This is a genomic window from Vibrio sp. 2130-1, from assembly GCF_033339515.1.
On the sequence record NZ_JAWOUT010000001.1, the window covers coordinates 257,621 to 272,156 of the forward strand.

At 43.9% G+C, this 14,536-nt stretch carries 12 protein-coding genes; 8 read left to right on the plus strand and 4 right to left on the minus strand.

Features of this window, described 5'->3' with window-relative positions:
• Positions 1–153 precede the first annotated feature (153 nt).
• Positions 154–1,107 (plus strand): chemotaxis protein CheV, encoded by a 954-nt coding sequence (locus R7Q09_RS01265; RefSeq protein WP_005372976.1) that lies wholly within the window; start codon positions 154–156, stop codon positions 1,105–1,107.
• A gap of 72 nt (positions 1,108–1,179) precedes the next feature.
• Here R7Q09_RS01265 and R7Q09_RS01270 read toward each other — a convergent pair whose 3' ends face one another.
• The 4 genes from R7Q09_RS01270 to R7Q09_RS01285 all read right to left on the minus strand — a co-directional run bounded on the left by R7Q09_RS01270 (position 1,180) and on the right by R7Q09_RS01285 (position 7,258).
• Positions 1,180–4,254 carry an error-prone DNA polymerase gene (locus R7Q09_RS01270; protein WP_213897728.1) on the minus strand — a complete coding sequence of 1,025 codons (3,075 nt, stop codon included), beginning with the start codon at positions 4,252–4,254 and terminating at the stop codon, positions 1,180–1,182.
• Positions 4,255–4,281: 27 nt separating this feature from the next.
• Entirely contained in the window at positions 4,282–5,685 is a 1,404-nt protein-coding gene (locus tag R7Q09_RS01275; protein ID WP_172563544.1) for a Y-family DNA polymerase, read from the minus strand.
• Positions 5,686–5,689: 4 nt separating this feature from the next.
• Positions 5,690–6,382, minus strand: a complete 693-nt coding sequence (gene imuA / locus R7Q09_RS01280) for a translesion DNA synthesis-associated protein ImuA (protein ID WP_033905734.1) — start codon at positions 6,380–6,382, stop codon at positions 5,690–5,692.
• A gap of 129 nt (positions 6,383–6,511) precedes the next feature.
• Entirely contained in the window at positions 6,512–7,258 is a 747-nt protein-coding gene (locus tag R7Q09_RS01285) for a YciK family oxidoreductase (protein WP_005372980.1), read from the minus strand.
• 254 nt (positions 7,259–7,512) lie between these two features.
• On the opposite strand from R7Q09_RS01285, the gene sohB reads away from it, so the two are divergent.
• From sohB to pyrF, 7 genes are all read left to right on the plus strand, one after another.
• Entirely contained in the window at positions 7,513–8,574 is a 1,062-nt protein-coding gene (gene sohB, locus R7Q09_RS01290) for a protease SohB (RefSeq protein WP_172563545.1), read from the plus strand.
• A 208-nt stretch (positions 8,575–8,782) separates the two neighbouring features.
• The gene (gene cmk, locus R7Q09_RS01295; RefSeq protein ID WP_021033981.1) at positions 8,783–9,463 is read left to right on the plus strand and encodes a (d)CMP kinase; all 681 of its coding nucleotides are present in this window, start codon (positions 8,783–8,785) and stop codon (positions 9,461–9,463) included.
• Positions 9,464–9,573: 110 nt separating this feature from the next.
• Positions 9,574–11,244 carry a 30S ribosomal protein S1 gene (gene rpsA, locus R7Q09_RS01300; protein ID WP_005385817.1) on the plus strand — a complete coding sequence of 557 codons (1,671 nt, stop codon included), beginning with the start codon at positions 9,574–9,576 and terminating at the stop codon, positions 11,242–11,244.
• Positions 11,245–11,457: 213 nt separating this feature from the next.
• A complete protein-coding gene (gene ihfB / locus R7Q09_RS01305; protein ID WP_005385816.1) occupies positions 11,458–11,739 on the plus strand; it encodes an integration host factor subunit beta in 282 nt (93 codons plus the stop codon).
• Between the two features lie 281 nt (positions 11,740–12,020).
• On the plus strand, positions 12,021–12,317 hold the full coding sequence (locus tag R7Q09_RS01310) for a LapA family protein (RefSeq protein ID WP_005376663.1): 297 nt from the start codon (positions 12,021–12,023) through the stop codon (positions 12,315–12,317).
• An 18-nt stretch (positions 12,318–12,335) separates the two neighbouring features.
• Positions 12,336–13,511, plus strand: a complete 1,176-nt coding sequence (gene lapB / locus R7Q09_RS01315) for a lipopolysaccharide assembly protein LapB (protein WP_005376665.1) — start codon at positions 12,336–12,338, stop codon at positions 13,509–13,511.
• Between the two features lie 84 nt (positions 13,512–13,595).
• A complete protein-coding gene (gene pyrF, locus R7Q09_RS01320) occupies positions 13,596–14,297 on the plus strand; it encodes an orotidine-5'-phosphate decarboxylase (RefSeq protein ID WP_005376667.1) in 702 nt (233 codons plus the stop codon).
• Positions 14,298–14,536 lie beyond the last annotated feature (239 nt).

Sequence of the window (14,536 nt, forward strand, 5' to 3'; positions counted from 1 at the left end):
GTCTGATGCAAAGAGAAGTAATACGCTAAAACTGTTGTACTTTAAAGCTGTGCTCGAAAAGCCAAATATTTTAAGGTTATTTGGTTATATAACCTTGCTGTGTCTGTACTGATTTCGAGTAAAATAAGAATTATCCATAATTTAGGTAGTAGTATGTCCGGAGTGTTAAATACGGTTGACCAGCGTACAAACTTGGTTGGTGAAAATCGACTAGAGCTTCTGCTGTTCACTTTAAATAGTCGCCAATTATTTGCGATTAATGTGTTCAAAGTGAAAGAGGTCATCAAGCTTCCACCGTTAACCAAGCTCCCTGGCTCGCACTACAATATTCGTGGGGTTGCTTCTCTACGAGGTGAAGCGGTACCAGTGATTGATTTACGAGGCGCAATTGGTTTTCCTGCTTTGCGTGGCGAAGCGGAAGAAGAAAATTTGATCGTGACAGAGTACAACCGCACGGTGCAGGGCTTCTTAGTCGGTCCGGTTAAAAACATTATTAATACGGCATGGACTGAAATTCAGCCGCCTCCTTCCACGTCTGGTCGCTCGAATTACCTCACGGCTATCACGCAAATCAAAGAGGGGGATGCCTCTCAAATTGTCGAAATTATTGACGTTGAAAAAGTTTTAGCAGAGATTGTACATTACGACGTGACTATCTCGGAGGACATTCTCGATCAAGAATTGGCCCAAGCAATGGTCGGGCGTAATGTTCTGATTGTAGATGATTCCTCTACAGCTCGTAATCAAGTTCGCGATACGCTTTCTCAATTGGGTATGAATATCATCGAGTGTCGTGACGGGCTAGAAGCGTTAACGGTTTTAAAACGTTGGTGTGATGAAGGTAAAGATGTAGAAAAAGAGCTGTTGATGATGATTACGGATGCTGAAATGCCTGAAATGGACGGTTATAAACTGACCCATGAAGTGCGCCAAGATCCACGTATGTCTAAGTTGTTTATCACATTGAACACTTCTCTGAGCGGTAGTTTTAATGAAGCCATGGTACAAAAAGTAGGCTGTGATCGCTTTATATCTAAATTCCAACCGGATCTGCTGGTTGAAGTTGCTCAAGACCGATTACGCCAGATGCTTTCTAAAAGTGCATGATTAGATCTAGTGAAATCAGAGGGAGCGCACCTCTCTCTGATTTTTAACATCTCTCTCCTTAATTCCTCTGTACTAATGGAAATCCCGAGATTTACTTTGTAGATTGTTCAAGTAGTGCGTGCAATCCATCAACTTGCCAGCAATAACGTGCGTGACTTCTCCCTCTCTTTCAAGAATGCCTTTCACCATTAATACTTTAGCGCCTAAATACGCTTGCTTTTGGGCTCGTGCTGTCGCTTGCCAAACGACCACATTAATGTTGCCCGTGTCATCTTCTAACGTAAAAAATGTCACGCCAGCGGCGGTGCCTGGAGATTGTCTTCCTGTTACCACACCTACCACTGTGACCAGTGACTTATGCGGTTTCTCTGTCAGTTGCCTCATGCGGGTAAAGTGAGGGAGTTTGCCCGTTTCTTCTAATAATTTAATTGGATGGCGGCTAAGAGATAGTCCCGTGCTTGCGTAATCCTCAATTAAATTTTCATATTCAGAGGGTTGAGTCTGGTAGCTAACATTGGGTTCTTCGACCTTGTGAAACAATGGTAGGTCAGATAAGGAATCCATTGCTGCCCAGCGAGCGTTATAACGATTTCCCGATAAGGCTTGAAATGCATTGGCTGAAGCCAATAATTCAATGTCACTTCGGCTTCTTAATATCTGCTTTACTTCTTGAATCGATCGGTAACCATTAAGTGGTTTGCGCTCAATAAGCCTTTGTGCGCTTTCTGCGTTAAAGCCTTTCACCAAGCGAAAACCAAGTTGCACGCCGAGCCTGCCATTCGGACGTGAGACGAGATGATGTTGATATTTTGAATGATTGACGCACACCGGCAATACTTCGACGCCATGTCGGCGAGCATCTTGTACTAATTGCGACGGGCTATAAAATCCCATTGGTTGGCTGTTCAACAATGCAGTGTAAAATTCGGCTGGGTAATAATATTTTAACCATGCAGAACAATATGCCAGCACTGCGAAAGACGCTGAATGACTTTCAGGGAAGCCGTACTCACCAAAGCCGCAAATCTGATCGAAAATGCGCTCAGCAAACGCTAAGTCATAACCTCTCTCTTGCATACCATTGATCAGTTTTGGTCTGAATTTAGCGAGATCGCCATTCTTTTTCCATGATGCCATCGCTCGACGGAGTTGATCGGCCTCGCCGCCGCTAAACCCTGCGGCTACCATGGCTAGCTTGATGACTTGCTCTTGGAAAATAGGGACGCCCATAGTCCGCTCAAGAACGCTTTTTACTTCTTCCGATGGATAACTGACAGGCTCTTTGTGATCTCGTCGTTTTAAAAAAGGATGCACCATATCACCCTGAATAGGGCCTGGACGAACAATTGCAATTTGAATCACTAAGTCGTAATAACAAGCAGGCTTTAGGCGAGGAAGCATGCTCATTTGTGCACGAGATTCAATTTGGAATACGCCTATAGTGTCAGCTTTTTGGATCATGCGGTACACGTGTGGATCATCTTGTCGGCGAGTGATCTCGGAAATCGAGAGGGATCGCTGGTGATGTTTCTCGACCAGTTGAAAGCACTTTTTGATGGCGTTTAACATGCCGAGTGCGAGTACATCGACTTTTAGTAGCTTCAAGCTTTCTAAATCGTCTTTATCCCATTGAATGATAGTGCGATCTTCCATCGAGGCATTTTCAACAGGTACCAACTCATATAAAGGGCCAGATGAAATTACAAAGCCACCTACGTGCTGAGATAAATGGCGTGGGAAGCCAATGATCTCGTTGACCAATTGGATAAACTGCTGCCCTTTGAGAGATTCTGGTTGTAAGCCAAGTTCAATAATTTGAGCTTGCCAGCCTTGGCTGCGATCTCGGCGATTAACGTTCTTAATGAAAAAATCTAATTGGGTCTCTTCAATCCCTAGTGCTTTACCGACTTCACGCACGGCACTTTTAAAGCGATAGCTGATCACTGTTGCAGCAAGTGCTGCACGCTCACGACCATATTTTTTGTAAATATACTGGATAACTTCTTCACGGCGCTCGTGTTCAAAGTCCACATCAATATCCGGCGGTTCCTTACGTTCTTTACTGATAAATCGTTCGAATAAGACAGCGATTTGTCGAGGATCGACGGCGGTAATTTCCAGGCAATAACACACCACAGAGTTTGCAGCGGAACCTCGCCCTTGGTAAAGAATGCCTTGCTGTTTCGCGAACATTACGATGTCGTGAATAGTAAGGAAGTAGTAGTGGTATTTCAGCTCTTGAATAAGCGCCAGTTCATTCTCGATGGTTTGATTGACTTCTGCTGGCACGCCTTCAGGAAAACGCAGCTTTTTACCACGTTCGACCAACATACGTAAGTAAGAGTCGGGTGTATAACCATCTGGGATCAGCTCGGTAGGATATTCGTATTTTAAATCGGAGAGCTTAAACTCGCATAAATCGGCGATGTAAGTACTTTCTTCCAGCCATTCTGGTTTGTAAATCCGAATCAACTTTTTAAAAGGACGAAGCGCTCGCTCAGTATTCGAAATACGGTCAAAACCGAGTTTATCGACGCTACACCCATGCTTTATAGCAGTAAGTACATGCTGTAATGGCAAGCGTTCAACATCATGCATGAGAACGCCTCCGCAGGCAGTTATAGGTAATTGAAATTCATGTGCTAACTGCTCGCAGTGCGCAATGTACTCAGTATCGTTGTTACTCAAATGGCGCTGAATCGCTACCCACAAACGATTAGCGTGGTGTTGATTGAGCCAGCGCCCCCAATAGTGATCACTCTCTTGATGTGTGGGCAGCCACAATACCAAACAATATCGAACCGACATCAAATCCCATTCGAACAGTTGATAGTTGCCTTTTTCACTGCGTCTTCTTGCGTTTGTGATGATACGACACAACTCGGCATAAGCCTTGCGACAAGGGCAAAGCAGTACGATTTGGCATTCATCATTTAACCAAAACATACTTCCAACGATTTGTTTGATATCGAGTTTATGTTGTTCGATGGTCGCATGGGCTTTGACAACGCCCGCGACTGAACATTCATCCGTTATGGCTAGAGCTTGATAGCGATAGAAAGCAGCTTGGAGTACCAGCTCTTCTGCATGAGAAGCCCCAGTCAAAAAAGAAAAGTTAGACTGACAAAATAGTTCCGCGTAACTCATAATGATCCAACAAAAATAACTGTCGATTTAACAAAAATAGCCATGAAGAAACCAGTGCTTGTGCTGATCACGAAATATCCATAACCAGCGGCCTTGCTTGGTGTGTGCAATGTAGTAATCACGCATGATCTCATCACCATCCCACCACCCAGAAACTATTCGCTCAGGTCCGTGGACCAAAGAAACTTGTTCTTGCAATACAATGGGAGTGGGTAATTGCATTGCGGGGCGTAGTATGGAAGGTATGGCGTGCCCCTTTTCATCCGGAGCATCAGCAGGGCGATACTGACTGGCCTTTTCTGGTCTAGGATCGCAAGCAATATTGGGTTTTAAAACGGCACTTTTCCCCAATTTAGCTTGCAGTAAAGAGAGCAGCTCTAAAGCATTCATGTTTCCTTTCTGCCCAGCAAAGAGATCGCGTGATGCACTAAGAGGCTCACCTTGACGGATGACTTTTAACGTTAGCCCTGTGACTGGGCCATTAAGCGAGAGTGACTCTAAGCTCAAACTCGCTAACTGTTGCCAACGCTGACATAGGTAATCACCTTGCGCAGAAGTGAGTTGAAGGTGTTGCTCTTGTTTCTCACGCTGGTGGAGTGTTAAACACAGTTCAAAAGCGACCTTATCTCTTAATTTAAGAAAGGTTTCGAGTTGACGAAGTAATTTGGCCAACGGCTTTTCAATCCACTGAACGTTTTCGATCTCAAACAAGAGCTCTAAATAAACTTGGAAGGATTCGGTAGGGTGATAAAAGTCGACAGGGTGTTTAAACTGCCCAGTCAGTCGACCAACGTAGTTCACCAAATCGATATCAAAGCGTCGTGCGATGTCTTGCAATGGCAGTTCAAGCAGGTTTTGCAATGTGGTGACGCCTACACGTTGTAACTTCTCTACGGTAGCGTTTGATAAATCTGTCAGTTTTAACGGTAGTGGTGATAAAGCTTTTTGTATGGCAGATTTGTCTTCACTGATGACGTTCGCTCCTGATATTGCCATCAATTTGGCAGCAAAAGGCGAAAAACCACATCCGAATTGAAAACTCAGTTTCAGCTCCGATAAGTGAGCTCTGACTTTATTCCAATAGTTTTCAAGCCCTTCATACAGAGCGAGCATTGGAGTAGCACGCAGTAAAATACCTTGGTTTGGCATCAACACAACGTCAGATGTGATCAAATACAACCACTGAGCTACCTCTTGTAATTTATTTAATTCGGTTTGTGGATGATAAGGATGCACTTGTAAATCTCGACACAAGGACGCAGCACTGCCTAGGCCCATACCTGGCTTAATGCCTTGTTGTTCGGCAATCTCGTTGTATTGAATAATCTGGCAACGTTGGCTTTCGACAATCACCACGGGTTGTTCTTGGTTATCACCAAAGAGTGCGTCTAGCTGTAGGCGAGGGAAGTGCAAGTAAATCCACAGAGCCATATCACTAACCTTGGTTCGCCAGTGGGAAATTGACCACAGTCGAGTGCACAGTTTCAGATGATGGTTTCACCAGTTGCGGGTAATGGTGTTGGAATCCGATACTAACGCTACCTCTATTCCAGCCTCCTTTCCTTTTCAGCACTTCAACATGAATCCCTTGCTCGTCGCCTTTCAGTTTTAAACTGAGTGACACAGGCAAAGACAAGCGGTTGATAGTATCTGTTTTAAGCATAAAGAGAGGGCAACTCCCTTGTTCACTTGCTACCTGTAAGCGTTTCACTTGATGTATTTCAAGCTCTTCTTGCCATAACAAAACATTACTGCATACCCCACTTTTCAGACATTGCTCTGCAGCCCAAAGAGCGTCTTTGGGGTGAGTTGGAGTAACGACCCACACTTGGTTTATATCCAACCCGATGTAGTGTAAAAACAGAGAATTCACTAGCGCAGGTGGTTGAATAAATGCGGTCATACCATTGGTCTGAGTGGCTTTTAAATAGGGAGCGAGCAAACGCAATTCACCAATACTACCAATAGATTCCATCTCCACTACGCCATGAGGTGGAAAGCCTCCGCCGAGCAAATCATCTAATTCAGAAAAACCGGAACTAGTCTGCAACTGCTGAGGATCTGCTTTCGTTAAATTTGCTTGCCAAACAAGGTGTTGGCTTTTTAAGTTCTGAATAATATCTTGCATAATAAACACCTGTATATATGTACAGTATATTTCTGTGGGAGAAAGTCGCAAGATTTTTATGAAGAGAGAAATGAAAAAAGGCAGCGTTTGCTGCCTTTTCAATCGATTATGTGAGGTAACCTGAATGAGTTATTTACGCTTCGGTTGAGCGTCGATGCACTGACCGTTCACATCGGTAACCGCAGGATCCATTAAGTGCAAATATAGCGGCATGATATCCAGTGGCGTTTTGAGAGTATTCGCATCTTCACCCGGATATGCTTTTTCACGCATGCGAGTACGAGTGGCACCAGGGTTAATTGCGTTAACGCGGATCGGTGTATCACTCAGCTCGTCAGCCAAAACTTGCATCATGCCTTCTACGGCAAATTTAGAGATAGCGTATGGCCCCCAGAATGCGCGGCCAGAGTGGCCGACGGTTGAAGAGGTAAAGATAATACGCCCAGCTTCTGATTTACGCATCACAGGCAGTAGTGCTTGAGTCATTAGCACTTCGGCTTTCACGTTGATCTGCATGATATCGTCGAAGTCTTCCTCTTTGATTTGATCAAATGGACACAGCGAACTCAAGACACCTGCGTTGTGTAATAGACCATCCAAGCGACCAAACTGTCCTTCGATTGTCTCTGCCATATCAATGTAATTCTGCTGAGTTGCGCCCTTGAGATCCAATGGAATGATAGCTGCTTGTGGATAGCCAGCAGCTTCAATCTCATCATAGATAGATTCAAGGTTTTGCACATTTCTACCCAAGAGAATAACAGTTGCACCGTGCTCGGCATAAGAAAGCGCGGCTTGACGGCCGATGCCATTACCAGCGCCAGTAACAAGAATGACTTTACCTTTTAGAGCATCAGCTGAAACGGAGTAGTTCACGGCGATAAATCCTTATTATTGTAAGAGGGTCCATGATAGTTAATTGACGCTAAAAAACGCCTGTTTCTCAATGGAAAATCTTGGTAATCGTGACAAGATGGTTACAATACACCAATTCATGTGTTATACCAATTCCAGAACTTTCGTTAGGTATGCTATCAATCAGAACAAGTGGTTACAAACCGCGCTGCCTTCTCGCTGATGTTTCTGCGTAACATACTAACGTCATCTGAAATGAGATAAAGGAGCTCTCGTTGGAATTTTTATTAGATTATGGTCTGTTTCTGGCCAAAATTATCACGGTGGTTGCTGCGATAATTGTTCTGCTCATTATTGCAAAATCGGCTGGTGGCAAATCGGGTGCGGCGAAAGGGGAGTTAGAGATTACCAACCTTTCAGAGCAACACAAACAATCTGTTGAGCAGTTAGAGCATCATTTGCATGACGATGCTTTCATCAAGGCTCGAGATAAAGCCGTCAAGAAAGAAGAAAAAGAGAAGAACAAATCTCGCGAGAAAGAAATCAAACAAGCGAGCAAAGACGGTTCATTAGATAGCAAGCGTGAACCACACCTATTTGTTCTTGATTTCAACGGTAGCATAGACGCAAAAGAAGTCGCGTCTCTACGTGAAGAAATCACCGCTATTTTGGCTGTCGCACGTGAAGGTGATGAAGTGTTACTTCGCTTAGAGTCTGGCGGTGGTATGGTTCATGGTTACGGCCTTGCCTCTTCTCAACTGGACCGAATCAAAGCTGCGGGTCTTCCTCTGACCATCTCTGTTGACAAAGTTGCGGCAAGTGGCGGTTACATGATGGCATGTGTAGCAGATAAGATTGTTTCTGCACCATTTGCAATTGTGGGGTCTATTGGCGTTATCGCACAAATTCCTAACTTCAACAAACTGTTGAAGAAACATGACATTGAGTACGAACAACTAACAGCGGGTGAATATAAACGCACGCTAACGATGTTCGGTGAGAATACCGATAAAGCGCGCGATAAGTTTAAGCAAGAACTTGAAGAAACACATGTCTTGTTTAAAGACTTCATTCGTGAGCGTCGCCCTAGTTTGGACCTAGACAAAGTAGCCACTGGTGAGCACTGGTTCGGTACACAAGCGAAAGAGCTTGGTTTGGTGGATGACATTAGTACATCTGATGATATCGTTGTTGCGGCATGCAAAGATAAAACTGTACTTTCTGTGCATTATATACAAAAGAAAAAACTGGCCGACAAGCTAGCAGGTGTGGCGGGTAAAGTCGCTGATAGTGTGATTTTAAAGTTAGCTGAGCGTGGTCAAAAGCCGATTGTTTAATCGAGCTTAAGTTCATGACATTTAAAACGGCGAGGGCGGAAGCTCTCGCCGTTTTTGTTGAACTTTATGTTTATTGATGAATCCAATTACGCATTAGGTGTAATGCTTTACACGACATTTTTCCTCGCTCCAAAGACTGATTACCCGTATAATGTGCGCCTCGAAAACCGAGCAAATTGCTGAAAAGAAACTATTGGTGGAGAAGAACATGTCCTCTCAAACTCCGGTTGTAACCGTAGATGGACCTAGTGGTGCAGGTAAAGGCACTTTATGTATGTTGCTGGCGAAAAAGTTGGGTTTCCAACTCTTAGATTCTGGCGCAATTTATCGTGTACTTGCACTCGCTGCGATTCACCACGGTGTCGACACCGAGTCAGAAGATGCTCTTGTCCCACTAGCAACCCACCTAGACGTTCAATTTATCGCGGAAGGTGACTTAGTTAAGGTCATTCTAGAAGGCGAAGACGTGTCAGGGGAGCTTCGTAAAGAAGAAACGGGTATGGCAGCATCTAAAGTTGCGGCTTTGCCACGTGTTCGTGAAGCATTACTACGTCGTCAGCGTGCATTTGAGACCGCTCCGGGTCTGGTTGCTGATGGTCGTGATATGGGCACAATTGTATTCCCGAGTGCGCAAGCAAAAATCTTCCTTGATGCGAGTGCTGAAGAGCGTGCAAATCGACGCCTTAAACAGTTGCAAGAGAAAGGGTTAGATGTTAGATTTGCTGACCTTTTAAGCGAGATCCAAGAGCGTGACGACCGAGATCGTAACCGCCCAGTGGCGCCATTACGCCCTGCTGAGGATGCGCTTGTGCTAGATTCTACGTCGATGACTATCGACGAAGTAGTAGAAAAGGCACTACAATATATCGAATCGAAGCTAGCTGAGTAATAATACTCGACTAGGCTAAGAGCGTTGGTCGCAAGGATGATGACTGGCGAATTTAATAACCCCATGCGGTAGGATACCCGTGGAAGTTTAATTTATTGAAGATTAATTAAATGACTGAATCTTTTGCTCAACTCTTTGAAGAGTTTCTAAACGAAACAGAATTCCAACAAGGCAGCATCGTTAAAGGTACTGTAGTAGCTATCGAGAACGGTTTCGTTCTTGTTGACGCTGGTCTTAAGTCTGAATCTGCTATCCCTGCTGAACAGTTCAAGAACGCTGCTGGCGAACTTGAAGTTGAAGTTGGCGCTGAAGTAGACGTAGCTCTAGACGCTGTTGAAGATGGTTTCGGTGAAACTCAACTTTCTCGTGAGAAAGCTAAGCGTCACGAAGCTTGGATCGTACTTGAGAAAGCTTACGAAGAAGCTGAAACTGTTGTTGGTATCATCAACGGTAAAGTTAAAGGCGGTTTCACTGTTGAACTAAACGGTATCCGTGCTTTCCTTCCTGGCTCTCTAGTAGACGTACGTCCAATCCGCGACACTGCTCACCTAGAAAACAAAGAGCTAGAGTTCAAAGTTATCAAACTTGACCAAAAACGTAACAACGTAGTTGTTTCACGTCGTGCAGTTATCGAATCAGAGAACAGCGTTGAGCGTGACGAACTTCTAGAAACTCTACAAGAAGGTTCTGAAGTTAAAGGTATCGTTAAGAACCTTACTGACTACGGTGCGTTCGTTGACCTAGGTGGCGTTGACGGTCTTCTACATATCACTGATATGGCTTGGAAGCGCGTTAAGCACCCATCTGAAATCGTTAACGTTGGTGACGAGATCCAAGTTAAAGTTCTTAAGTTCGACCGTGAGCGTACTCGCGTATCACTAGGTCTTAAGCAACTAGGCGAAGATCCATGGGTAGCAATCGCTAAGCGTTACCCAGAAGGTCACAAACTAACTGGTCGCGTAACTAACCTAACTGACTACGGCTGCTTCGTTGAAATCGAAGAAGGCGTTGAAGGTCTAGTTCACGTTTCAGAAATGGATTGGACTAACAAGAACATCCACCCTTCTAAAGTTGTTAATGTTGGCGACGAAGTTGAGGTTATGGTTCTTGAAATCGACGAAGAACGTCGTCGTATCTCTCTAGGTCTGAAACAGTGTAAAGCTAACCCATGGCAGTCATTCGCTGAAGCACAAGCTAAAGGCGACAAAGTTACTGGTAAGATCAAGTCTATCACTGACTTCGGTATCTTCATCGGTCTAGAAGGCGGCATCGACGGTCTAGTTCACCTATCTGACATTTCTTGGAATGTTGCTGGCGAAGAAGCTGTACGTGAGTACAAGAAAGGCGACGAGATCTCTGCAGTTGTTCTAGCAGTAGACGCTGAGCGTGAGCGCATCTCTCTAGGCATCAAGCAAATGGAAAATGACCCATTCAATGCTTACGTTGCTGACAACAAGAAAGGTGTTCTAGTTAACGCTACTGTAACTGCTGTTGACGCTAAAGGCGCTACTGTTGAAATCGCAGAAGGCGTTGAAGGTTACATCCGTGCTTCTGAAGTATCACGCGATCGCGTAGAAGATGCTTCTCTAATCCTAAGCGCTGGTGATGTTGTTGAAGCGAAGTTCACAGGTGTAGACCGTAAGAACCGCGTAATCAACCTATCTATCAAAGCTAAAGACGAAGCTGACGAGCAAGAAGCAATGGCATCTATCAACAAGCAAGATGACAATGCATTCGGTAACGCAATGGCTGACGCTTTCAAAGCTGCTAAAGGCGAATAATATACTCGCTTAAGCAAAAAAGGAGCCGCAAGGCTCCTTTTTTATATTTGGTCATATTTAAGTAGTAATACTAATGACAGTAAACTATCTTAATAAAAGGCATTTCTTCATTGCGCATTTTGCATAAAATTTGTCTAGAATTGTCAGCAAGTGTTTGTTGGAATTAGTATTACTTACTATAATAAGTGATAAAGATACTCAAAGAGGGCAACTATGACTAAGTCTGAACTGATTGAAAGACTCTGCGCTGAGCAAACACACTTATCAGCGAAAGAGGTAGAGGATGCTGTAAAAGATATTTTAGAGCACATGGCCTCTACACTAGAGAGCGGTGACCGTATCGAGATCCGTGGCTTTGGTAGTTTTTCTCTTCATTACCGCGAGCCTCGCGTAGGTCGTAACCCTAAAACGGGCGATAAAGTGGAATTGGAAGGTAAATACGTTCCACATTTCAAACCTGGTAAAGAACTTCGTGAGCGTGTAAATATTGGTTAATGCACTCTTATTAGTTTGAAAAAAGCGGCATACGTTTGTGTATGCCGCTTTTTTGTAATGTATCCAAGTTAGTCATACATCCAAGATCGTTTACTAATCTAATTGTGGATTCAGCTGTTTTCTTTGCTGCTTTCTATACCCAAATAACTTTAACTTCTAAGCATGTCTACAAACTAAGCATCTTGAGGTTACTTGGGTATAGATTATTGCTAATATACGTAGTCTGAAGAAGCATTTTCCTGCATAATCTTACCGACTTACTCCTAGAAGGGTGATGTAACATGAAAATTATAAAAATCGTTGCTGTTTTAGCTCTCTTTTTAATTGCATTGGCGTTAGGTTCCCAAAACCAAGAGCTCGTGACTTTTAACTATCTTCTAGCAAAAGGAGAGTTCCACTTATCTACGCTATTAGGTGTAGTATTTGTGGTTGGCTTTGCTTTAGCGTGGGTTATCTTTGGTAGCATCCAACTGAAAACTCAGCTACAGGTCCGTCGTTTAAAGAAAAAACTGAAAAAGTACGAACCAACTGAATCAAACAACGCTGCTGATAAGCCAGCCATTGAAAAACAGGCATAAGGATAAGGCTTAACTTTAATGCTTGAACTACTCTTCTTGTTGTTGCCTATAGCTGCTGCGTATGGCTGGTATATGGGGCATCGCAGCGCTCAGCAAGACAAGCAGAAGCAATCTCATCAAATCTCTCGTCAGTATATGACGGGTCTTAATCTGCTGCTCTCTGACCAATCAGATAAGGCTGTCGATCACTTTATTGAATTGCTCCAAGTTGATAACGAGACCATCGATACTCACCTTGCGTTGGGTAACCTGTTCCGGTCTCGTGGTGAAGTCGACCGCGCAATCAGAATTCACCAAAATCTTATTTCTCGTTCAGGCTTAACACTGGACCAAAAGAACCTCGCCCTTCAGCAGTTAGCGAAAGACTACATGGTCTCTGGTTTTCTTGATCGTGCAGAGAAAATCTTCGAACAGTTAGTCGAAGAGCCAGATTACAAAGAGGCGGCTCTTCAACAATTAGTGACCATTTATCAGCAAACACGAGAATGGGAAAAGGCGATTTATTACGCGAACCAATTGGCTAAGTTAGGTAATAAACGCTCAAGGATGCGTGCAAATATTGCCCATTTTTGGTGTGAAATAGCCATGCTCGACCAAGCTGATGGGAATACTAATAAGGCAATACAGCATTTTAAAAAAGCGTTAGCGGAAGACCCGAAGTGTGTTCGAGCAAGTATTGCTTTGGGACGAATTTACCTAGAGTCTGAAGACTATAAGCACACCATCAAATATCTGACGGGGGTACTTGAGCAAGATAAAGACTTTATCAGTGATGTCTTGCCAACTATTGCAGAATGCTATCATCATCTGGGTCAGGAAGATGAACTTGTCGAGTTTCTGAGAGCTTGTATTGATAAGAAAGCAGGCGTATCAGCCGAGTTGATGTTGGCTCAATTAGTTGCTCATCACGAGAACGTTGGGGCTGCTCAAGAGTTACTGACGAAACAATTGCTGAAAAATCCAACCATGAAGGGCTTCTACCGTTTAATTGACTACCACATTGCAGAAGCAGAAGATGGTCGAGCGAAAGACAGCCTATCAACACTACAAGCGATGGTGGGTGAACAATTAAAAGTGAAACCGCATTACCGATGCCGGAAGTGTGGATTTTCTACCCATTCCCTTTATTGGCATTGTCCGTCCTGTAAAGGATGGGGGACGATCAAGCCAATCCGCGGATTGGATGGTGAATAATTCTTAATGCAGCTGGCAGAGTTTCTGTCCGCTGCATTTTTTTAACTTTTTATTTAATAAGAACCAAAACAGTTAGGAGATGAAATGATCGACCAAAAAGTTATTGTCGCACTGGATTATGATAACCAAGCAGATGCACTTGCGTTTGTAGATAGAATTGATCCTGCGTCATGCCGACTAAAAGTTGGCAAGGAGATGTTTACGCTATTTGGTCCTGATTTTGTACGTGAACTCCATAAACGTGGTTTCTCGGTATTCCTAGATTTAAAATTTCACGATATTCCAAACACCTGTTCGAAAGCAGTTCGCGCTGCGGCTGAAATGGGTGTATGGATGGTGAACGTACACGCGAGCGGTGGTGAGCGTATGATGACGGCATCACGTGAAATTCTTGAGCCATATGGTAAAGATCGTCCACTTCTTATCGGTGTAACGGTACTAACCAGTATGGAACAAAGTGATTTAGCTGGTATTGGTTTGAATGTTGCGCCTCAGGAGCAAGTGATTCGTCTAGCAACCTTGACCAAAAACGCAGGCTTAGATGGTGTGGTATGTTCAGCGCAAGAGTCCTCATTACTGAAGAGCGAACTAGGCCAAGAATTTAAGTTAGTGACCCCTGGTATTCGACCTGCTGGCTCAGAACAAGGTGACCAACGCCGTATCATGACGCCAGTAGACGCTATCCAATCAGGTTCAGATTATCTTGTGATTGGTCGCCCTATCACTCAAGCGTCAAATCCTGCAGAAGTGCTGAAGTCGATCAATGAGAGCTTATCTAACATGTAAGCACTGTCTCGATTGTATGGAGAAAAGTGAGGCTAAGATGCCTCACTTTTTACATCGAATGAAAATACTGATCGCGGTAAACAACCATTCCTTTTAACCAGCTATGTCTGATCATTTACTCGCTTTAACTGGTATATCGGGGCCAATTGAGATAAAGGTTCTGCGGTTTATTCTGAGTAAAGTAGGGCTTGGTACTATGCCGATCACACTTTTGTAACATAACTCACTGTGATGCCTCG

What these genes read in the sequence shown, in the direction of transcription:
- R7Q09_RS01265 (WP_005372976.1), top strand. Translation starts at nt 154, where the DNA reads ATGTCCGGAGTGTTAAATACGGTTGACCAGCGTACAAACTTGGTTGGT.
- R7Q09_RS01270 (WP_213897728.1), bottom strand. Translation starts at nt 4,254, where the DNA reads ATGAGTTACGCGGAACTATTTTGTCAGTCTAACTTTTCTTTTTTGACT.
- R7Q09_RS01275 (WP_172563544.1), bottom strand. Translation starts at nt 5,685, where the DNA reads ATGGCTCTGTGGATTTACTTGCACTTCCCTCGCCTACAGCTAGACGCA.
- imuA (WP_033905734.1), bottom strand. Translation starts at nt 6,382, where the DNA reads ATGCAAGATATTATTCAGAACTTAAAAAGCCAACACCTTGTTTGGCAA.
- cmk (WP_021033981.1), top strand. Translation starts at nt 8,783, where the DNA reads ATGTCCTCTCAAACTCCGGTTGTAACCGTAGATGGACCTAGTGGTGCA.
- rpsA (WP_005385817.1), top strand. Translation starts at nt 9,574, where the DNA reads ATGACTGAATCTTTTGCTCAACTCTTTGAAGAGTTTCTAAACGAAACA.
- ihfB (WP_005385816.1), top strand. Translation starts at nt 11,458, where the DNA reads ATGACTAAGTCTGAACTGATTGAAAGACTCTGCGCTGAGCAAACACAC.
- R7Q09_RS01310 (WP_005376663.1), top strand. Translation starts at nt 12,021, where the DNA reads ATGAAAATTATAAAAATCGTTGCTGTTTTAGCTCTCTTTTTAATTGCA.
- lapB (WP_005376665.1), top strand. Translation starts at nt 12,336, where the DNA reads ATGCTTGAACTACTCTTCTTGTTGTTGCCTATAGCTGCTGCGTATGGC.
- pyrF (WP_005376667.1), top strand. Translation starts at nt 13,596, where the DNA reads ATGATCGACCAAAAAGTTATTGTCGCACTGGATTATGATAACCAAGCA.